The 19,932-nt window shown below is 71.4% G+C and carries 13 protein-coding genes, 2 tRNA genes and 4 pseudogenes; 10 read left to right on the top strand and 9 right to left on the bottom strand.

From position 1 onward, the window contains the following. Positions 1-43: 43 nt before the first annotated feature. Together CCZ36_RS31475 and CCZ36_RS31480 are read right to left on the bottom strand one after the other, a co-directional pair. Entirely contained in the window at positions 44-946 is a 903-nt protein-coding gene (locus CCZ36_RS31475; protein ID WP_069736240.1) for a transketolase family protein, read from the bottom strand. 37 nt (positions 947-983) lie between these two features. Next, on the bottom strand, positions 984-1,715 hold the full coding sequence (locus CCZ36_RS31480; protein ID WP_128819107.1) for a transketolase: 732 nt from the start codon (positions 1,713-1,715) through the stop codon (positions 984-986). A gap of 129 nt (positions 1,716-1,844) precedes the next feature. Between CCZ36_RS31480 and CCZ36_RS31485 the strand changes: the two genes are divergently transcribed. After that, positions 1,845-1,918, top strand: a tRNA-Pro gene (locus CCZ36_RS31485). A 386-nt stretch (positions 1,919-2,304) separates the two neighbouring features. On the opposite strand, the gene CCZ36_RS31490 is transcribed toward CCZ36_RS31485, so the two are convergent. After that, entirely contained in the window at positions 2,305-2,493 is a 189-nt protein-coding gene (locus CCZ36_RS31490) for a hypothetical protein (RefSeq protein ID WP_128819108.1), read from the bottom strand. A gap of 214 nt (positions 2,494-2,707) precedes the next feature. Here CCZ36_RS31490 and CCZ36_RS31495 point away from each other — a divergent pair, with 214 nt between their 5' ends. Continuing rightward, positions 2,708-2,923, top strand: a complete 216-nt coding sequence (locus tag CCZ36_RS31495; RefSeq protein ID WP_128819109.1) for a hypothetical protein — start codon at positions 2,708-2,710, stop codon at positions 2,921-2,923. 217 nt (positions 2,924-3,140) lie between these two features. Continuing rightward, a complete protein-coding gene (locus CCZ36_RS31500) occupies positions 3,141-4,841 on the top strand; it encodes a SpoIIE family protein phosphatase (protein WP_128819110.1) in 1,701 nt (566 codons plus the stop codon). 139 nt (positions 4,842-4,980) lie between these two features. Here the strand turns inward: CCZ36_RS31500 and CCZ36_RS31505 are convergent, their stop codons facing one another. Next, positions 4,981-6,162, bottom strand: coding sequence for a serine hydrolase domain-containing protein (locus tag CCZ36_RS31505; RefSeq protein WP_128819111.1), 1,182 nt, complete (start codon positions 6,160-6,162; stop codon positions 4,981-4,983). A gap of 220 nt (positions 6,163-6,382) precedes the next feature. On the opposite strand from CCZ36_RS31505, the gene CCZ36_RS31510 reads away from it, so the two are divergent. The 3 genes from CCZ36_RS31510 (at position 6,383) to CCZ36_RS31520 (ending at position 9,804) form a co-directional block, all read left to right on the top strand. After that, positions 6,383-7,051 (top strand): alpha/beta hydrolase, encoded by a 669-nt coding sequence (locus CCZ36_RS31510; protein WP_128819821.1) that lies wholly within the window; start codon positions 6,383-6,385, stop codon positions 7,049-7,051. A gap of 32 nt (positions 7,052-7,083) precedes the next feature. Then, the gene (locus CCZ36_RS31515) at positions 7,084-7,590 is read left to right on the top strand and encodes a GNAT family N-acetyltransferase (protein ID WP_128819112.1); all 507 of its coding nucleotides are present in this window, start codon (positions 7,084-7,086) and stop codon (positions 7,588-7,590) included. Positions 7,591-7,737: 147 nt separating this feature from the next. Next, positions 7,738-9,804, top strand: a complete 2,067-nt coding sequence (locus CCZ36_RS31520; protein ID WP_128819113.1) for a phosphocholine-specific phospholipase C — start codon at positions 7,738-7,740, stop codon at positions 9,802-9,804. A 91-nt stretch (positions 9,805-9,895) separates the two neighbouring features. Here the strand turns inward: CCZ36_RS31520 and CCZ36_RS31525 are convergent, their stop codons facing one another. Beyond that, the gene (locus CCZ36_RS31525; protein WP_128819823.1) at positions 9,896-10,804 is read right to left on the bottom strand and encodes a DUF2510 domain-containing protein; all 909 of its coding nucleotides are present in this window, start codon (positions 10,802-10,804) and stop codon (positions 9,896-9,898) included. Positions 10,805-10,953: 149 nt separating this feature from the next. On the opposite strand from CCZ36_RS31525, the pseudogene CCZ36_RS31530 reads away from it, so the two are divergent. Next, a pseudogene (locus CCZ36_RS31530) lies at positions 10,954-11,233 on the top strand (lactate utilization protein C); the annotation flags it as partial. Here CCZ36_RS31530 and CCZ36_RS31535 read toward each other — a convergent pair. The 4 genes and pseudogenes from CCZ36_RS31535 to CCZ36_RS31550 form a co-directional block, all read right to left on the bottom strand. Further along, positions 11,230-13,145: pseudogene (locus tag CCZ36_RS31535) on the bottom strand (DUF2264 domain-containing protein). The pseudogenes CCZ36_RS31530 and CCZ36_RS31535 sit on opposite strands and share 4 nt — an antisense overlap. Positions 13,146-13,240: 95 nt before the next feature. Then, complete coding sequence (locus tag CCZ36_RS31540) at positions 13,241-13,657, bottom strand: hypothetical protein (protein ID WP_128819114.1); 417 nt, start codon at positions 13,655-13,657, stop codon at positions 13,241-13,243. Between the two features lie 86 nt (positions 13,658-13,743). Then, positions 13,744-14,222, bottom strand: a pseudogene (locus CCZ36_RS31545) (DUF309 domain-containing protein). 84 nt (positions 14,223-14,306) lie between these two features. Further along, positions 14,307-15,187 (bottom strand): IS5 family transposase gene (locus CCZ36_RS31550; RefSeq protein WP_128818106.1). Its coding sequence is split into 2 segments (ribosomal slippage): positions 14,307-14,827 and positions 14,827-15,187, totalling 882 coding nucleotides; the frame shifts between segments, so codons are not numbered across the junction. 98 nt (positions 15,188-15,285) lie between these two features. On the opposite strand from CCZ36_RS31550, the pseudogene CCZ36_RS31555 reads away from it, so the two are divergent. From CCZ36_RS31555 to CCZ36_RS31565, 3 genes and pseudogenes are all read left to right on the top strand, one after another. Further along, positions 15,286-17,936 (top strand): annotated as a pseudogene (locus CCZ36_RS31555) (ATP-binding protein). A 50-nt stretch (positions 17,937-17,986) separates the two neighbouring features. Next, positions 17,987-18,060, top strand: a tRNA-Pro gene (locus tag CCZ36_RS31560). Positions 18,061-18,314: 254 nt separating this feature from the next. Further along, positions 18,315-19,622, top strand: coding sequence for a YncE family protein (locus CCZ36_RS31565; protein WP_370738503.1), 1,308 nt, complete (start codon positions 18,315-18,317; stop codon positions 19,620-19,622). Positions 19,623-19,932 lie beyond the last annotated feature (310 nt).

Genomic DNA, 19,932 nt, shown 5'->3' on the forward strand with positions numbered 1-19,932 from the left:
GCGCGGCGGCAGGCCGTCGGTTTCCCCCGGGGGTGTCCGCCGGTCAGGGGCGCAGGAATCCGGTGATCCGCTCCCGCAGGCCCTGCGGGTCCAGGCCATGGGCCGTGAGGTGCTCCTCCATCTGTCCGTAGCGGCGCAGCTCGGCGCGGCCCACCCCCAGCCCGAGCACCCGGTGGGGCAGATCGATGAGCGCCTCGCCCGCGGCGGCGGCGGAGGTGCCCGCGAGGTACGGCTCCACGATCACCACGTCCGCGTCGGTGGCCGCACCGGCGGACCGCCGCACCCCCGCCGCGTCGAAGGGCCGCACCGTCGTCGCGTACAGCACGGTGACGTCCAGCCCCTCGGTGGCGGCGAGGACGTTGTCGAGCATCGGGCCGACGGCGATCACGGTCCCGCGCCGCCCCTCACGCACCACGGAGAACCCGGAACCACCGCCGACCGGGCGCGCCTCACGGTTCTCCTGGAGCGAGAGGCGCACATACACCCGGTCATCGCCGCCGACGGCCTCCCGCAGCAGGGCCTCGGCCTCGTCCGGATGGCCCGGCACGTGCACCGTCCAGCCGTCCAGTGTGTCGAGGAGGGCGACATCGCCGGGTGCCATATGGGTGAAGCCGCCGGCCGGCCAGTCGTACGAGCCGGCGGCGCTCACCAGGATGCCGCCGACGTCCTGATGCCCGAAGTCCAGCTTGACCTGCTCGAAGGGGCGCTCGACCAGGAAGCTGGCGAAGGTGTGCACGATGGGCCGCATCCCGGTCAGTGCCATGCCGGCACCGGCCCCGACCAGCAACTGTTCCCGGATGCCGACGTTGATCACCCGGTCCGGGTGGGTGCGCCGGGCCGGGGCGAAGCCGTCGGCGCTGATGTCGGCGAGCACGACGGCCAGCCGTGGCTCCTCGTCGAGGAGTTGCGAGGCGGTGCTGATGAATCGGTCACGCATGGTGTCCATGAAGGGTCCCTCCCGGGTTCTCGGTCTGCTGTTGCGGTCAGTTCTTGGGCTCGACGCGGGCGACGACGGCCAGCGGCCTGCCCGGGTGGGGTGTCGTGAACGCCTCGTACAGGGCCTCGTGGTCGCGGCCGTCCACGGTCACCGCGTCCCATCCGGCGGACGCGAAGCGGGAAGCGATCCCGCCGGGCCAGCCGTGGGTGGCGGAGTCGTTGTCGATCACGAGGGTGTGGAGCTGTTCGAGCCCGGCAGGGCCCGCGTGGGCGATGGCCTCGTGGTTGCTGCCCTCGTCCAGTTCGGCGTCGCCGATCAGGACCCAGACCCGGGGATCGGTGAGGCCCTGGGCGCGCAGCCCCAGCGCCGTCCCGACGGCGAGCGGCAGCCCGTGCCCCAGGGAGCCGCTGCCGATCTCCGCCCCCGGCACCAGCACCCGGTCGGGGTGGTGGCCGAGCGGTGAGCCGTACGACCCGAAGCCGGGCAGCAGGGCCTGGTCGAAGAAGCCGTGGGCGGCGAGGACGGCGTAGTAGGCCATCGGCCCGTGCCCCTTGGACAGCAGGAAGCGGTCCCGCCCCGGATCGTCGACCGTGTCCGGTGTGACGCGGAGCACCCGGTTGTAGAGGACCCACAGAGCGTCGAGCGTGGAGTGGGCGGCTGGGGCGTGCTTCTCCGCTCCGGTCATCAGGGCGATCAGCCGGGGCAGATCCCGGAAGCCGGGCGAGGGTGCGGGCGCGGTCTGGCGGACGGTGGCCGGTGCGGCTGTTGTGTTCGTCATGGCACCGAGCGTTCAACATCAACCATGGTTGAGGTCAAGCGGTGAATGGTGTTGGTGACCACCGGTCGGAGTGCGGTATTGTTCTCATGCGCGTTCGGCCAGGGGGGAAACCCCAGGTCAGGCGGGCAGCGGGACGTGGCGCAGCTTGGTAGCGCACTTGACTGGGGGTCAAGGGGTCGCAGGTTCAAATCCTGTCGTCCCGACTGGAGACAGTCGTGAAGCAAGGGCCGGTTTCGGAGTGATCCGAAACCGGCCCTTGCGCATGTCCGGCGGCAGGTCGGGACGGCCGGGGACCGCGTGAGGCCGGGTCACGAGTTCCGACGTGATCGGGCCGAGGCGATGGCCCCCAGGACGCACATGCCCCAGGACGTCTCCCAGAAGGAAGAATGAGAGCAGCGGGGTGGTCACGGCCTTCTCGCGCGGTGCCGGCGACTCGCGCCCGGGGACGTGGGGAGAGGACGTTTCACGGGGTGCGGGATACCCAGCTCGCCATCGGCAGCCCCCGGGACGCCTGTCCCCGGAGAGCCGACGCGCGGTCCCGGGCCCGCGTCGGGGCCCGCCGCACAGGGCGGGCCCCGACGGGTGGGGGTCAGTCCTGGGGAGCCTCTTCCCGGCCGTCGAACACGCGGCGTGCGACTGCGCCGTCATCGCCGACGAGGCCGCCCTCGGCCGGGGGAAACACGGCACCGCAGTGCTCGCACAGCGTCCCCGTCCCCGCGGGAGTGCCACAGGCCTTGCAGAACCGCTGCTTTCCCTCTTCCTCCGATGTCGCTGTCATGGTCCTCCTTCGTGGTGGGTGCTGCGCCGCGTACCCCTCCACGGCCAGAAGACGCAGCGGCGGCTGGAATCGCCCGAGAGACGCGTGACACCCCCGCCGCGCACCCATGTCCTGAATGACGCCACGGCTCCAGGGCGAGGATGCCGCGGCCTGCGCCGCCGCGCGCGTCGGTGATCGTACGGACGTTTCTCCGGCGGGACGTAGCGGGGGATGCATGCCGAACGGGGGGCGGCAGGGGAGTGCGGACGCCACCGAGGAGGCCATCGGCATCCTCTACCGAAAGGGCCACGTTCTGGTGGCTCTGCGGGATCGGGCGGCCCTCTCCCTCCGGGGCGGCGGTAACCTTCGTGATGTCCCGGAGGAGCGGGCCGGAGTGGTCCGACTGCGGGTCCGCGACGTCACCGGCGCGTTGTCGGGGCCGGAAAGGTGAGCCCGGGCGGGGGCCTTCGCGCCCGCGGACCTGTGTTAGAAATTGTCGTTCGGTCCTCGTGACCGGTTGGTCGGCGGCTGTTCGGACGGAAGCAGCTCTGCAAGCGGCCCTCTGTCGTGGTGCTCATTTCCCGTGAGCCCGCCGAGGGGCCGTGAAGGAGTGCGCATCCGTCCTGCCGGTGCCCGCGGGGTCATGTTTCCGAGGCGAGGGAGCCGACGTGGGCGACGGTGCAGGCACATCGGTCCCGATTGTCGTTGAGCGCGACCTGGCCGGTGTGCTGGACCGCTTGGATGTCGGCGTGTTCGCGCTCGACCGCCAGGAGCGGATCGTCTGGGCCAACGCGGCGTCTTTGGCTCTCCTGTCGCGTTCTGCCCGGGAGGTGGTCGGCCGGGGCCTCCATGCGCTGCTTCACCCGGACGTCCGGCAGCTGCCGTCGCCCCGGACGTACGGCACTGGTGTGGGGGCTCCGCTCGCCCCTCCTGGGGACCGGACGCTGCTTGCCCGGGGCGACGGGTCGCCCCTGCCGGTGCGGTGGTTTTCCCTGCCGCTCCGGCCCGACGTCGAATGCGGTGTGCGGCTGCGCGCCTTCGCCGCGGACGAAGTCGCGGCGAAGGGCCTCTCTGCCGGACAGTCCGAGTCCACGCGGGTTCTGGCGGAGCGGGATCGGCTGGCTCTGTTGGCGGACACCACCGCCCAGCTGATCGACAACATCGACGTGGACGAGTCCCTGCGCAGGGTGGTGCAGCTGATGCTGCCGCGGCTCGCCGACTGGGCGGTCATCGATCTGATCACGGAGACGGACGAGGTGAACCGGTCGCTCGTGGTCCACGCCCACGCAGGGGGACTGACGATGCGGGAGGACCTCCAGGGGCCCATGCCGCCCGTGCCCGCCTTCTCGCCCATGCCTCTGTCCAAAGCCCTGCGGGGGGTGGCCTCCACCCTGGCCGGACCGAGGACGTACGACGTACCGCCCGACAGCGCCGTGGCGGTGGAACAGCGGAAGCTGTTCGCCGCGACCGGCATCGAGACGGCGGCCATCGCCCCCGTCAAGGGGCCCAGCGAGGTCCTCGGCGCCATCACGCTGGGGCGCACCGCGGGCGACGAGCCGTTCACCACCGCCGACCTGGGCCTGTTGGAAGACATCGGGCGGCGCATCGGCCTCGCTCTGGAGAATGCCCGCCACTACCAGCGTCAACGCCAGGTCGCCGCGACCATGCAGCGCTACCTTCTGCCCCAGCTCCCACGGCTGGACGGGGTGGAGATGACGGCGCGCTACCTTCCGGCACCGGACGCCTCCCACGTCGGCGGTGACTGGTACGACGCCTTCGCCCTTCCCGACGGCGACACCGCTCTGGTCATCGGCGATGTCGCCGGCCACGACCTGGAGGCCGCTGCCGGGATGGCCCAACTGCGTAACATGCTGCGCGCCTACACCTGGGCACAGGACGATCCGCCGCACCGCACCGTCGAACGCCTGGACCGGGCCATGGGCCACATCACCGATGTCTCCATGGCCACCCTGGTCCTGGCCCGGCTGACCACCGACCCCGCCGGACATCGGGTCCTGCGCTGGACCAACGCGGGCCACCCGCCCCCCCTGCTCCTCGACTCCACCGGCGGGGCGCGGTTTCTCCGCGAAGGCAGAGGGATTCTTCTGGGCGCCTCCGCCGGCCGCCCGCAGCCCGAGGCCCACGTCGACCTGCTGCCGGGCTCCACGCTCCTCTTCTACACCGACGGCCTCATCGAGTCCCGCCGCCAGCCCCTGGACGCCGGCCTGAAGCGGCTGGGGGAAGCCGCCGCCGACCTGAATCCCCAGCAACTGGACGACTTCGTCGACCTGTTGCTCGTACGGGCACGGCCCGCCGACAACGACGACGACGTCGCCCTGCTCGCCATCCGCATCCCCGAGACGCGGTGAGCGCGCCGGAGACGAGGGCGAGCAGAGCGGGCCCAGGGCCACGTGGTGACGGGGACCCCGTCTCCTCGACGGTTCGCCCGAAACTGCGCGTCGAGCAGGGCGCGAGCGCATGTCGAACACGTCTGCCGGGGCAGACGCCTCAGTTGCAGAACGCGGTGTCCGTCGCGGCCATGACCGCCTTCGCGCTCTTCTCCGCGTCGCCGAAGGTTCCGGGAAGTGCGGTGACCGCCAGGCCGACGGAGCGGCCGTCGTCCGTGGCGCCGCCCCGGGTTTCGTAGCCGTCGATGTCGCCGCCGTGCCCCCAGTACACGCCGCCGCAGCTCAGCGGGATGCTCAGGACGCCGAGACCGTAGCGCCATCCGGGCATGAGCGGCGCGTCGACCGTCTTGCGCATCTCGGCCAGTTGCTCGGGCGCGAGGAGCTTTCCGTCGAGGAGGAGGCGGGCGAACTTGGCGAGGTCGCTCGGCGTGGAGATCATCTGGCCGGCGGCTCCGCCCCAGGAGGGGTCCATCCGGGTGGCGTCGATGACCTTGCCGGTCTTCAGGCTGCTGAGCGCGTAGCCGCGGGCATGGGGCTTGGGGAGGGTCTGGTCGCCGGGCTGCGGCCATGAGGTGTGGCGCAGCCCCGCCTTCCGGATCACGCGCTCGGTGATCTGCTCCTGCACGGGCCGCTCGGTGACCTTCTCGATCAGCATGCCCGCGAGCAGGTAATTGGTGTTGCTGTACTTCCACTTGGCGCCCGGTGCGAATTCCGCCGGGTGGGCCAGAGCCGCGGCGAGCAGATCGTGCGGATGGAAGAACGTGTGCTGGATCCTCGCGAAGTTCTCCAGGCCGATGTGTTCGGTGTAGTTGGGAAGACCGCTGGTGTGCTGGAGCAGCTGCCGTACGGTGATCTTCCTGCCGTCGATGCCGTCGCCCCGCACCAGTTCGGGCAGGTACGTCTCGATGGGCTCGTCCAGCCCGACCTTGCCCTCGCCCACCAGTTGCAGGACCACGACCGCGGTGAACGTCTTGGTGTTGCTGCCCGCCCGTACGTAGCCGTCGCGCGGGACCTTGGCCTGTTCGCCGAGCCGCGCGGACCCGGAGACGAGCGAGGAGGTGCGGCCGTCCTTGCGCACCCACGCGAAGGCGGCGGGGAACTTGTCCTCGCTCACCAAGGCGTCGAGGCTCTTCTGAAGGGCCCGGTCCTTGCCGCCCCGCCCCGGCGCGTCCTCGGGAGGATGCGCCACGGCGGCAGCGGTGGTGGCGGATCCCACGAGGCCTGCCGCCGCTATGGCCAGCAGGCACGTACGCAGCTTCGAGGTCGTCGTCTTCCGTGTCATCTGCACTCCCTGATATGAGTTCCGGCACGGAAAATCCTGCCGGGGACCGCAGGGAAGATCAGTAGCGCCGACCCCCGGATACCGGCTGGGGCGGCCCCCACCGCACAGGTGCACCTGAGGACACCCCGGCATCCCGCCCCTTGCCTCCGTTCTCCGTCCGTGAGCGGGCCCGACGCCTATGATCAGCAGCCCTGAATCCGACCGCGAGGAGGCGGGTCAACTGCCGGCCGTCGTACTCGTCCACGGCCTGTACCACCGCCCCGAGCACTTCGAGGCGGTGGCGCATCGCCTGCGGTCCTCGGGCGTCGCAGCCGTCGTCCCCGAGCTCCACCGAGGCTCACTGGCGGCCGACACGGAGGCGGTCCAGGCCGCCGTCGACGCGCTGCCCGAGCCACCGCTGCTGCTCGGGCACTCCTACGGCGGATCCGTGATCACCGGAGTGCGCGGAGCGCGTCACCTGGTCTATCTGGCGGCCTTCGTCCTGGACGCCGGGGAGAGCGCGGCCGCTCTGGGCGGGGCGTCCGCGGAACTCCGGGACGCGATCAGGCCCGAGCCCGACGGATCGACCAGCCTGTGCCCCGACCGGGCCGCCGGTGTCCTCTACCACGACTGCCCCGCACCACTCGCCGCCCGGGCGATCGGCCTGCTCCGCCCCCAAGTCCCTGGCTGCGGACGGGGAATTCCGCCGCAGCACAGCTGGAAGGGCACCCCCTCCACGTACGTCGTCTGCGGCCAGGACCGGGCCATCGACCCCGCTCTGCAACGGAAGATGGCCTCGCGCTGCACGGAGATACGCGCGTGGGGGACCGGCCACTCCCCGTTCGTCGGGCAGCCAGAACTCGTCGTGGGATTCCTGCGGGAACTGCTCGTAGCGGGTTACCGCCCGTAGTCCGCGAGGAGCCCGTGGGGCAGAGTGGGCCCATGTCCACCACATACGCGACCATGCCGTTCCACCTGGAGACCGAGCGTCTGATCCTCCGGCCGTGGGCCGAGTCCGACGCCGCCGCGTTCTGCGACCTCCTCGCCGAACGCGGCAACGGGAAACCCCCGGTGGAGCGCATCCGGACGTCCATCACGGAGTTTCTCGCCGCGACGGAGACCACGGGGATCGCTCTGCTGCCCATTCAGCGCCGGGAGGAAGGCGATTTCATCGGCTACTGCGGACTGATCATCGGCCGCACCACGTTGGAGGAGCCCGAGATCGCCTACGAGCTGTTCCGGCACGCGCACGGGCGCGGTTATGCCACCGAGGCGGCCGGCGCCGTACTGGAAGCCGCCGCGGCGACCGGGCGCAAGCGGCTCTGGTCGACCGTCGGCACGTGGAACACACCGTCGCTCCGGGTACTGGAGAAGCTCGGATTTCACCAGGATCGCGTCTCCACAGAGGAGAACGGCGAAGTGGCCTGGCTCACACGCTCGTTGCCATGAGGCGACGTGGCACGTGCCGGGCGTACCGCCGGCGTTAACCGATGCGTCACGGCCTCTTCCGTTCCGTTGGATTCTCTTGGAGCATCCTGTTCGCTTCTGTTTGCCACACCTCAATCCGTTGCCCACACTCCAAGAGGCCCCTCACTCATGGCAGATATGAATCGGCGCCGCTTCTTCCAGATAGCCGGTGCGACGGCGGGTTTCGCCGCGCTGTCGGGCAGTATCGACCGTGCTGCCGCCATCCCCGCCCACCGAGCCTCCGGGACGATCAAGGATGTCGAGCACATCGTCGTCCTGATGCAGGAGAACCGTTCCTTCGACCACTACTTCGGCGCGCTGAAAGGCGTCCGGGGGTTCGGTGACCCGCGGCCCGTGACGCTGCCGAGCGGGAAGTCCGTCTGGCACCAGGCCGATGCGGCGGGGAAGGAGACCCTGCCGTTCCACCCGACCGCCGACGACCTGGGGATGCAGTTCCTCCAGGGCCTCAACCACGACTGGGCGGGCGGCCACCAGGCGTACAACGACGGGCGATACGACCGCTGGGTCCCGGCCAAGACGCCGACGACCATGGCCTACCTGACCCGCGACGACATCCCCTTCCACTACGCGCTCGCCGACCGCTTCACCATCTGCGACGCCTATCACTGCTCGTTCATCGGGGCCACCGACCCCAACCGCTACTACCTCTGGTCCGGTCACACCGGCAACGACGGGGCGGGCGGCGGCCCGGTGCTCGGGAACGAGGAGCAGGGGTACGGCTGGCGGACGTATCCCGAGCGGCTGGAGGAGGCGGGGGTCTCCTGGAAGATCTACCAGGACATCGGTGACGGGCTGGACGCCGCGGGCCACTGGGGCTGGATCGACGACGCCTACCGGGGCAACTACGGCTGCAATTCGCTCCTCTACTTCCACGACTACCGCAACGCCGAGCCCGGCGACCCGCTGTACGACAAAGCGCGCACCGGCACCGACGTTTCGGCCGGCGGCGGCTACTTCGACGGGATCGCCGCCGACGTCAAGAACGGGAAGCTGCCGCAGATCTCCTGGGTCGCCGCCCCCGAGGCCTTCAGCGAGCACTCCAACTTCCCGTCCAACTACGGCGCCTGGTACATCGCCCGCCTCCTGGACGCGCTGACGTCCGACCCCGAGGTATGGAGCCGAACCGCCCTGTTCATCACCTACGACGAGAACGACGGCTTCTTCGACCACGTCGTACCGCCCTACCCGCCGACCTCCGCGAACCAGGGCCTGTCCACGGCCGACGCCTCCACCGAGGTGTACCCGGGCGGCCCCTCGTACGGCCCCGGCGTCTACGGGCTCGGGCCACGCGTCCCGATGCTGGTCGTCTCGCCCTGGAGCACCGGCGGTTACGTCTGCTCCGAGACCTTCGACCACACCTCGGTGCTGCGCTTCATGGAGCAGCGCTTCGGGGTGCGCGAGCCGAACATCTCACCCTGGCGGCGTGCCGTATGCGGCGATCTGACCTCCGCCTTCGACTTCGCCCGTACCGAGCCCGCCCCCGGCGACCTGCCGGACACGGCCGCCTACGAGCCGCCGGACCGCGAACGGCACCCGGACTACCGGCCCACCCCGCCCGCCGTCGGCTCGATGCCGAAGCAGGAACCGGGCAGCCGCCCCACCCGGCCGCTGCCCTACGCCCCGTACGTCGACAGCGCCGTCGACGCGGGCACCGGAAAGATCGCGCTCACCTTCAGCCCGGGAACGGCGGCCGGCGCGCAGTTCTACGTGACCTCCGGCAACCGGAGCGACGCCCCGTGGACGTACACCGCCGAGGCGGGCAGGACGGTCACGGACGCCTGGAACTCCGCGTACTCCGGTGGCACCCACGACCTCACCGTCCACGGCCCGGCCGGTTTCCTCCGTACGTTCAGGAGCCCGGGTTCGACCGCCGGTCCCGAGGTCACCGCCCGGCACAACGAAGGGAGCGGCAACCTCGACCTCACCGTCACCAACCCCGGCGACACCGAGGTCCGGCTCACTCTTGCCAACGCCGCCGCCTACGGGGGAGCCGAGCAGACGCTCACCGTCCGGGCCGGCGCCACGGTGTCGCGCACGATCGACCTGCGGGCGGGCAGGCGCTGGTACGACGTGTCCGTCACGGCCGAGGGCGATCCCGTCTTCCTGCGCCGCTTCGCCGGTCATGTCGAGACGGGGGCCACCGGGGTCAGCGACCCCGCCACGATCACCGGCTGAGAACGGACAACTGCGGGCCCCGGCCCGGAAGCGGTCCGGGGTCCGCCGTTGTCCGTTCGGAGCGGTGCGGGGTGGTGGTGCGGTGTCCGGGTCAGACCTCGCCGCCGGTGCCTCCGCCGCCGACGGACGCGGCCTTGATCCCGCCCGTGATCTCGTCCAGGACGGACAGCTTCGGCGCGTCCTTGTTGATGTCGAACCCGGACCGGACCACGACGAGCATGTTCTTGGAGACGGGGGAGGGGAACACCAGCGATTCCACGTAACCGTCGTCGCCCTTCTCCGTCACCACCTTCCAGCGCACGACGTACCCCTTGCCGCCCGCCACTGTGACGGCCTCGGACTTCAGCTCCTCGTGCGAGATGATCTTCCCGTAGCTCTTGCCGCCGTAGGACTCCGTGGCGTTGACCGTGATGTCCTTCTTCGCCGTTTCCTCCGGAGTCCCCGCGTCGAGCTTCAGGGCGGCCGCCGGGGCCGAGAACACGCCGCCGCGCACACAGGTCTCGGCGGTGTCGCCGGGGCACGCGTGCTCACCGGTCGTCAGTCCGGCACCGACCGCCCCGGATGTGCCTTTCCACCCCTCGGGCACCGGGAGGCTGATTCCGGCGGCCAGGTCCGTGGCGAAGCCCGGCTCGGTCGGCGGAAGCTGCTGGCCCGGACCCTGGCCCTCGCCCTTCTCCCCGTCGTTCCCCCCGCCACCCCGGCCGCCGTCGTCGTCGCCGTCCGGAGCGCCCGGCAGATCGGGGGCGGCGGACGGTGAGGAGGCCGCGGTGTCCGGACGGCCGTCGCCACGGTCCTCGCGCAGTAGGTACACGCCGCCCCCGATGGCGGCGAGCACCACCACGCCGACCGTCACACCGACGCCGATGCGGATCCCGCGACGGCGTGCCGCGCCGGGCGACGCGCGGACGTGGCCGGTCCACTGCGCTCCGTCCCACCAGCGTTCCTGAGCGGGGCCTTTGCCTGAGTGCCCGGGGTCTGGATGCCAGCCGGGCGGGGTCATCTGGGTCACGGGGGAACCTTATGCGGATCGGGTGAGAATCACATGAACCGACCGGGTGCGCTCGACCGGCGCCGGTCGAGCCTACCGACCAGAACAGCGAGCGGTAGGACGAGGACATGGCAGGGGCAGTGCCCGCGACCCCGTCCTGGGCCGGATCCGGCACGATCTTCCTGGACGGTTCGCCTCGACCAGGGCCGCCGAGCGCTCTCCCCTGCTCCCGATCCGCCCGTGGGCGTCGTCGACCTCTCCACCGCCGAGGCGGGCGTGCCCGAGGCCGTGGCAGGCCCGGTGCCCGCCCGGCCCGCGACGCTGATCAGCGGACCGTCCGCCACCTCCGGCATCGAGCTGGAGCGGGTGGAGGCCGTCCACGGTCCCCGCACGCCGGTGGTGGTGATTCGCACCGACGCGTGGGAACCGGGCAGCCGCTAACCGTGATCGACCGTCACCGCTTCCGCCCCCGCGCCCTGGCCGAAGGCGATACGCGTCCGTGCCCCGTCCTCCGCCCAGCGCACGACGACCGTGTCACCGGCCACGTCCACCCGGTCCGCAACCCCGTCCGGCAGTGCGGCCTCCGGGCCGGCGGTGAGGGAGGCGAGGGCGACCAGAACCACCGTGCCGGTCACCTCGGCGCCGAGTCGGGGCACGGTCGCCCGGCGTGCGAACGCCGTGCCCTGCGGCGCCCGTACCTCCTCGGGCGCTTCCCACCCGTGCAGCCCCCGCAGCAGGGAACGCACCGGCCCGTCCGGGTCGGTCGCCCAGCCCGTCAGCTCGGCCCGCGCCCCGTCCGGCGCGCCCAGCACCCGGTGCACCCGCAGTTCTTGGCGGCCCCGCGCCACGGTCACGCTCTCCACGCGCAGCCCGGGAACGGTGGACGGGCCCGCCGGGAACACCGGCAGATGCCAGGAGGCCGCCCAGCCCCAGCCGTCGCCGTGCCCGGACCCCAGCGGACGGATACGCCGCCGGGCGCTGCGCGCCCCGCCGACGATCACCGCCAGATGGTTGTCCGCCGTGTTCTTTGCCGAGGTCGGACCGGTCACGGTGGAGTACGCGAGGCGCGCGTAGTGCGGATCCTCGTCGGCAGCCGACTCGCCCTCGTCCGGGCGGATATGGTCGCTGCCGTGGTTGTGCAGCCGCACCACGCCGTCCGCCCCCGTCGACTGCACCAGAAAGCCCGCCGCCGGAACGGACAGCACCCGGTCGGGACCCTCGCTCGGAGCCGCTTGCTCCGGCGACGCCCACAGAGGATGCTCGGCGGGGGCCAGGAGCGCCACGAACGCCTTCGACGCCCAATAGGGGGACGCGGGACCGGAGTAGCTCTGTAGTGTCGCCGCGTGCGGACCGTGCCAGCCGAGGCTCAGCAGCCCGTCGTTCCCGACCGCGCCGCGTTCCAGGAAGTACCGCAGCGACCCGCTGACCACGCGCCGGGAGACCCCCGGGGCGAGCGGTGTGTACCCGGTCACCGCGCCCAGCCCCACCCCCGCGCTCGCCGCGAAGCGGTAGGTCAGCGAACGCCCGAAGTACAGCGGGGCCCCGTCGCCGCCGAACATCAGCGAGAAGCTCTCCAGATGCTCGCGCAGCCGTGCCCCGTGGTGCGCCGACTCCCGTTCGTCGCCCGCCAGATGGGCATCCAGCAGGGGATACAGGTGCAGCGCCCAGCCGTTGTAGTGGTCGAAGGCGCGCCCGTCCCCGTCGGCGTACCAGCCGTCGCCCCGATACCAGTGCTCCAACAGCTCCGACGCCCGCTCCCGGGCCCGCGCCGTCTCCGCGTCACCCCGGCCCACCGACTCCAGGAACCCGGCGACGGTGTACGGGAAGAGGTACCAGTTGTTGCCCGCCGGAACATGCCGCAGCGCACCCCGCAGCCACTGCTCCGCCCGGTCCTGTACGTCGCATGCCAGCCGGTCCCAGAGCCAGGGCCGGGTGAGCCGCAGGCCGAGGGCCACGGACGCGGACTCCACCATGGGCTGCCCCCGCACATGGTGGTCGAGGATCAGAGGCCAGGACTCCGCGTCGTCCCGGCCCGGCGTCCGCGTACCGGCGTCGAGCCCGTCCGCGTACCGCTCCAGCAGACCGTTCGGATCCTTGCCACCCGTCCCCGCGACCCGGAACCCGGCCGCCAGGAACGTACGCGCGTACCCCTCCAGACCGTCGCTGCGGACCCCGAGTGCGACGGGGGCCCCGGCAGGTCGAGCCTGGCACCGCCCGGAGTGGCCCACTTCCAGGCGGCCTCCAGCATGCCGTCGGCGGCTGCCTCCCAGTGGGCGCGCGTGTATCCGGTGTGCGGGCTCGACGCGCGGTCTTCCGGAGGGAGTCCGAAGAGGTCACCAGCTGAGGCGTTCATCCGTGAATCCTGATCGACCGATCAAGGAGGGTCAATGAATCGATCACGGGCAGGACTGAGCGATCAAACGATCAGGGCCAGGGCCGGGGCCAGGATCAGGGAAGCAGTAGCCAGTCCGCTCCCACGGCGGCCAGCAGCCCCGCTCCCAGCAGCCAACTGGCCAGCCGGGTCCGGCCGTTCCTGCTCAGCTCGATCATCACGCCGCACAGGATGAGAGCGAGCCCGTAGACGCCGACGACGAGCACGGACGAACGGCTCGCGATGCGCAGCGCGAGTACGACGGCCATCGCGGCCATCCCCAGCGAGGAGAGCAGGATCCGCAGGCGCCGCGCCTGGCGCGGGGTGAGTCTCTTCTCGTCCTGACCGTCCGATACGTCGAGCCCATCGCCCTCCGCAGCCGCAGCCGCAACTGCATCCGCCTCGGTCTCCTCGGCGTCGGCCTCCGCGGCGGTGTCGGCTATCGGGACGTCGGCGTCCCGGCGCTGGTCCTGGTCCTGGTCAGAAGTGCTCATGGAGCCGGATCGTAGTTGCTGTACGGACCCCGGGTTCGCGGACCCGGATCTTCCGCCCGCTGCCCGGTCCCGGCCGGCCGTCGGGTCTACCCCCGCAGGCGGGGCGCCTCGGCCGCCGCGTCCACCGTCGGGCCCGACTCCACCCTGACCGCCAACTCCCGTGCCCAGTCGGACAGCGCGGCGACCTCGATCCCGTACGGCCCGGACCCGGCGAACGGGGCGAGCGCCCCCGCGCCCCGGCGCAGCAGCCGCGCCCCGCCCGCGGTGTTGCCCCGCGCGGAATGGGTCAGCCCCACCGCGAGCTGGGCCAGCCCCCGCCAGAGCTCACGTTCGTCCTCCGGCCCCGATTTCCAGGCGTCCTCGAACACCTCGTGCGCATGGAACGGCATCCCCGCGTCCAGCAGCCGCTGCGCCTCCGTGAGCGTTTCCGAAGGTGTGCGGACGACCCCCTCAGGCTGTCGCTCGATGCCCGGCGCCCCGTACGGCAGGGGGCGGCCCAGCCCGTCACGGGGCGCGCATTGCGCGCCCGTCCCTCGGCATCACGGTCCCTGCGCGTCTCGTTCACTACTCGATTGTGCCCTGTACCTGCAGGGAATCGTGCGAACACTGTCGGCGAGCACCCGCGCACGACTAGGGGGTGTCCGGCGGATCATGGCCGGAGCCATAAGCGGATCGCCGCGGTGGTGACTGTGCCGTGGAAGACGTAGGCCCTCTTGTCGTAGCGGGTGGCGACGGCCCGGGAGTTCTTGAGCCGGTTGATCGTCCGCTCGACCTCGTTGCGGCGTTTGTAGATCTCGCTGTCGAAGCCGGTGGGCCGGCCGCCCTTGCTGCCGCGCCGTTTGCGGTTGCCCCGCTGGTCCTTCGGTTCGGGAATGGTGTGCTTGATCTGGCGTCTACGCAGGTAGCGCCGGTTCCGACGTGAGCTGTATGCCTTGTCGCCGCCCAGGTGGTCCGGCCGCGTGCGGGGGCGACCGCCCTGCGGACGGGGAACGCGGATGCGTTCGAGGACCTCGATCATCTGCGGAGCGTCGCCCCACTGGCCGGGCGTGACCAGGAAGGCCATCGGTCGGCACCCACCCTCACCGGCGAGATGGATCTTGCAGGTCAGACCGCCCCGGGACCGTCCGAGTCCTTCATCGGGGCGGTGGTGCCGGGGCGTTGTCCTTTTTTCGGGACACGCGGCGTCTTCTTTCGGGCCCCTGCCGCGTGCTGATGGGCACGGCAGGACGTCGAATCGACGCTGACCATGCTCCAGTCGATCCGGCCCGCGAGGTCAGTGTCCGCCTGGACAGCACGCAGGATCCGGTCCCACGTACCGTCCGCCGACCAACGTCGGTGCCGTTCATAGACGGTCTTCCAACTGCCGAAACGCTCCGGAAGATCCCGCCAGGGTATGCCCGTCCGCACCCGGAACAAGATCCCGTTGATCACCCTGCGGTGATCGCTCCACCGGCCGCCACGCTGCCCCGACGCCGGCAAGTACGGCTCCAGCCGGACCCACTCGGCATTCGTCAGATCACCCCGCCCCATGCCGGGAACAACGAGCCAGCAATCCGACAGTCACATGATCCGCCGGACACTGCCTAGGCTCGACCGTCGAGAAGACTGCCTCTGTGGGAAGGGTGGGCATGAAGCCGTCCCGGCCGTTGTACGAACGTGAACCGGAACTCGCCGCCGCTGCCGAGGCGGTGGACGCCCTCTGCGGGGCGCAGGCCGTCGGCGGGCTCCTGGTCTTCAGCGGAGAGGCAGGACTCGGCAAGACGGCGCTGCTCGCCGAGATCCAGGCGATGGCCGCCGACCGCTGCACCGTGTGGTCCGCCCGGGGAGGCGAGACCGTCACCTCCGTGCCGTTCCATGTCGTACGGCAGCTGCTGCAGCCCGCCCTCGACCGGTTCCCGCCGGACGAGACCCGGGCCCTGTTCGGTGACTGGTTCGAGATCACCGCCCCCGCCCTGGGGCTCGCCGCGCCGAGCGGCCCGCAGCCCGATCCACAGGGTGTACGCGACGGCCTGGACTTCGTCGTCGGACGGCTCGCGTCCCGGCTCAGCCACCGGCCGCTGCTCCTCATCGTGGACGACGCCCACTGGGCGGACGGCGAATCCCTCGCCTGGCTGGCCTCGTTCACCGCCCGCCTCGGCGAACTGCCCGTCCTGGTCGTGCAGGCCCACCGGCCGCAGGAGCTGGCCGAACGCGACGCCAACTACATCGCCGACCGGGAGGCCGAACGAGGCGGCGGCCAGGGCACGGTGACCCGGGTCGCCCTGCGGGCCCTGACCCCGGACGCCACCGCCGTCCTGGTCCGCGCGGGCCTCGGCGAGCACGCCGACGACCCGTTCTGCCGCGAGGTGTGGGCCGTCACCGGAGGAAATCCGTACGAGGCGGTCGAGCTGGTCGCCAAGGTCCAGGACCGCGAACTGCCGCCGGTGGAGGAATCGGCGGGCGAACTGCGCGAACTCGGCGCGTCCGCAAGGGGCAGCGGGCTCGTCGCCCGGCTGGAGCGGCTCGGTACGAACGCCAACCGGTTCGCCTGGGCCGCAGCCGTCCTCGGCACCGACATCTCCCAGGAACTGGCCGCCACCCTCGCCGGAATGAGCTCGGCGGAGGCCGCCGACTGCACGGCCCGGCTGCGCGACGCCCGTATCGTCAGCGGCTTCGACCCGCTGGAGTTCGTCCACCCGCTGATCGCGACCGCCGTCTACCGCTCCATCCCGCCGGCCACCCGCACCGCCATGCACGGGCGCGCCGCCTGGGCGATCACCCGGGCCGGCCTCGGCGCCGCCGCGGCCTCTCGGCACCTGCTGGAGGTCCACCCGGACGACGACCAGGAGCTGGTCGCGCAGCTGCGGGAAGCCGCAGGCCAGCATCTCGCCGTCGGTGCGCCCGAAGCGGCCCGACGCTGTCTGGAGCGGGCCCTGGAGGAGCCGCCCCGCCCCAAGGACCGGGCCGTCCTCCTCTACGAACTGGGCTGCGCGACACTGCTGAGCTCCCCGCCCACCACGGTCCAGCACCTGCGCGCCGCCCTCGACATGCCGGGGCTCGACGACGGACTGCGGGTCGACGCCACCTTCCGGCTCGCCGCCGCGCTCGCGCACAACAACCAGCTCAAGGAAGCGGCGTTGTCGCTGGCCGCCGAGGCCGCGCGCACCGCGCCCGGCCCCGGGCTGATGCGCCTGCAGGCGGCGCACTTCATGTGGGAGGGCATGCAGGCCGCCGAGGACGACGGACCGGCCCGCTCGCGGCGCCTCACCCGCAACGCCGACCACCTCAAGGGCCGTGACAACTCCGAACGGGCCCTGCTCACCCTGCGGGCGTTCGACGCCATGCTGCGCGGTGAGAACGCCCAGCTCATCGTCGACCTCTGCGAACGCGCCCTGGTCGACGGCAGCCCTGCCCGGGCCTCGGCTGGACCGATTCCGAGTGGGGCTTCGAGCTCCCCACGATGGTCGGCATCACCTACACCTTCGTCGACCAGCTGGACCGTGCCGAGAGTCTCTTCGGCGAAGCGGTCCGGGCCTTCGAGATCTCCGGTTGGAGCGGTGCGCACCTGGCGTTCGCCCACACGCTGCTCGGCATGGTCCACCGGCGTCGCGGCCGTCTCGCCGAGGCCGAGGGCTTCCTGCGCGAGGGCCTCCGACTCGCCGACCGTGTCGGCTCCGGACTGCCCGTGCACTGGGACGCGGCCTGCCTGCTCATCGACACCCTGCTGGCTCGGGGCCGCACCGACGAGGCCCGCAAGATCGCCGACCGGTACAACTTCGGCCCGCCCTACCCCAGCGCCATGGTGCTGCCCGACGGACCGTGCGTGCGGGGCCGCCTGCTGCTGGCCGAGGGCCGGAAGAAGGAGGCGATCGCCGAGCTCGAAGCGGCGGGCGCAGCCCTGGAGCCGCGCGAACGTTTCAACGGCATCTGGGCTCCCTGGGCCGGCGACCTGGCACGAGCCCTGGCCGAGGACGACCCGGCCCGCGCGGCGCACCTCGCCGCCCGGAACCGGGTCCACGCCGAACGGTTCGGCACGCCCACCGCCCTCGGCGAGGCCCTGCGCTGCGTCGCCCTCTTCGCACCCCCGGAGCGCTCCGCGCAACTGCTCGCCGAGGCCGTGGGTCATCTGGAGAAGTCCTCCTCCGCCTACGAACACGCCCTCGCCCGGGTCGACTACGGCATCGCGATCGGATCGCACCGGGAGCTGGCCCGGGCCCAGAAGCAGGCCATGGCCTGCGGCGCCGAGGGGCTCGCCGCCCGCGCCCAGCAGGCACGCGCGTCGATACGGTCCTCGGAGTGAGGTAATGTTTGTCCTGCGCGGCCACCCGGGACAACCGGGAGGGAACGCGGCGGGACGTGGCGCAGCTTGGTAGCGCACTTGACTGGGGGTCAAGGGGTCGCAGGTTCAAATCCTGTCGTCCCGACTGGAGACAGTCGCAGATCAGGGCCGGTTTCGGAGCAATCCGAAACCGGCCCTTGATCGTTGCCGGGTGCCAGTCGGGCCGGTCGGGGGTAGGCAGGGGTCAACTGGCGCATCACGGGGAAGGCTCGGTCGCTCCCGTCGAGGAGTCTCGATCGGACTCTGTTCAAGGTTCCCCTCCTGGCTACGTTACCTCCAGTAACAGACGCGGGCCGGTGTCTGACGGCGCGCTGTCCACCCCTGCCTCTGGAGTTCACCATGACGCGTTCCCCCGCTCGTCGTCCTCGCCGTCGGCACCCCTTCGGCATGGCCGTCCTCGTCGCCGCCGGGCTCACCGCCGGTGCGCTGCCCGCCACCGTCGGCTCGGCCGGTGCGAGCGAGATCCCCGGACAGGCCCGGGCGGCAGGCTCCTCGGCGGAGCTCAGAGAAGTGTTCTTCGTCGGCAACAACTGGGAGGGGACCGCAGACGTCATCCACTCCCGTGGCGACTACGCCAAGATCGGCCGGATCGACATGATCCCCGACAAGAAGGAGCGCCTGTGGGAGATCTACCTCAACCCCGTCAAGCTCGCCTTCTTCCTCGGTATCCGGCTCGGCCCCGGTGAAGGGCACGACCAGTACGTAGACGACATGTACACCACGAAGGACGGCACGTCCGTGATCGCCTCCCGGCCCAGCTTCGCCGACGTGGTCTCCATCGACGTGCGGAGCGGCAGGATCAACTGGCGTTTCCCGGTGTCCGGTTTCCGCTCCGACCACATGGCGGTCTCGCCCGACGGCACCCAGGTCGCGGTGTCCGCATCGACCTCCAACACCGTGCACGTGCTGGACATGGCGACGGGCAAGGAGGCGGGCAGGTTCAAGACGGGCGACAAGCCGCACGAGAACGTCTACACCGACGGCGGCAAGTACCTCTGGAACATGGCCATCGGCGAGGTCAACACCGACCTGGACGCGCCGTGGCAGGACTTCACCAAGGGGGACCGCCGCATTACCGTCGCCGACGCGAAGACTTTTGAGGTCAAGAAGATCATCGACATGCGCGAGCGGCTCGACGCCTTCGGCCGCAAGGACCTCTCCGACGCGCTGCGCCCCGTGGCCTTCACGCCTGACGAGTCGAAGATGTACTTCCAGGTCTCCTTCTTCAACGGCTTCGTCGAGTACGACGTGCACAACGACAAGATCACCCGGGTGAAGACGCTGCCGAAGAACCCGGACACCAGCGACGAACGCACCACCTACGTCAACGATTCCCGCCATCACGGCATGTCCATGAGCCCTCGGGGCGACAAGTTGTGCATCGCGGGGACCATGGACGACTACGTCACCGTCGTGAACCGCGAGTCGCTTCAGGAGGGCCCGCTCGTCACTGCCTCCAAGCCGTACTGGGCCACTGTCAGCGGAGACGGCAGGCACTGCGTGGTGTCCGAGAGCGGTACCGACCAGGTGACGGCGATCGACTTCGCCACCGGCGAGAAGGTCACCTCCATCCCCGTCGGTGACCACCCGCAGCGGGTCCGCCTCGGCCACGTCCCCGCGGACTGGACGGGCCCCGCCACCGGCTGAGACGGTCCGGACTCCGAGCCGCACGCCGCTCGGCCCGGGACGCGCCGCACCACATCCGGCCGTACGGGAGGGGCGGTTCCTCCGCCCGTAGCCCCGGCCTCCCCGTATGCCGGAGAATGAACGCGCCCGCGGGCGCTCCTGTGCCGGTGCCCTCCGGGGGACAGCCCGGCAGTGGCTTCCGTGCGGAGAGGCCGCCCCGTGCTCAGCCGTAGCAGGCCGTGCGCCTGAGTTCCCGCATGTCGTCCGGCGGCGGCATGCGGGGGTCGGCCGGTGCGGTGGTGCCGGCCGTGCGCTGGGAGCGCCGGCCGTG

It is taken from the genome of Streptomyces sp. S063, from assembly GCF_002832675.1.
GTDB classification, from domain to species: domain Bacteria; phylum Actinomycetota; class Actinomycetes; order Streptomycetales; family Streptomycetaceae; genus Streptomyces; species Streptomyces sindenensis.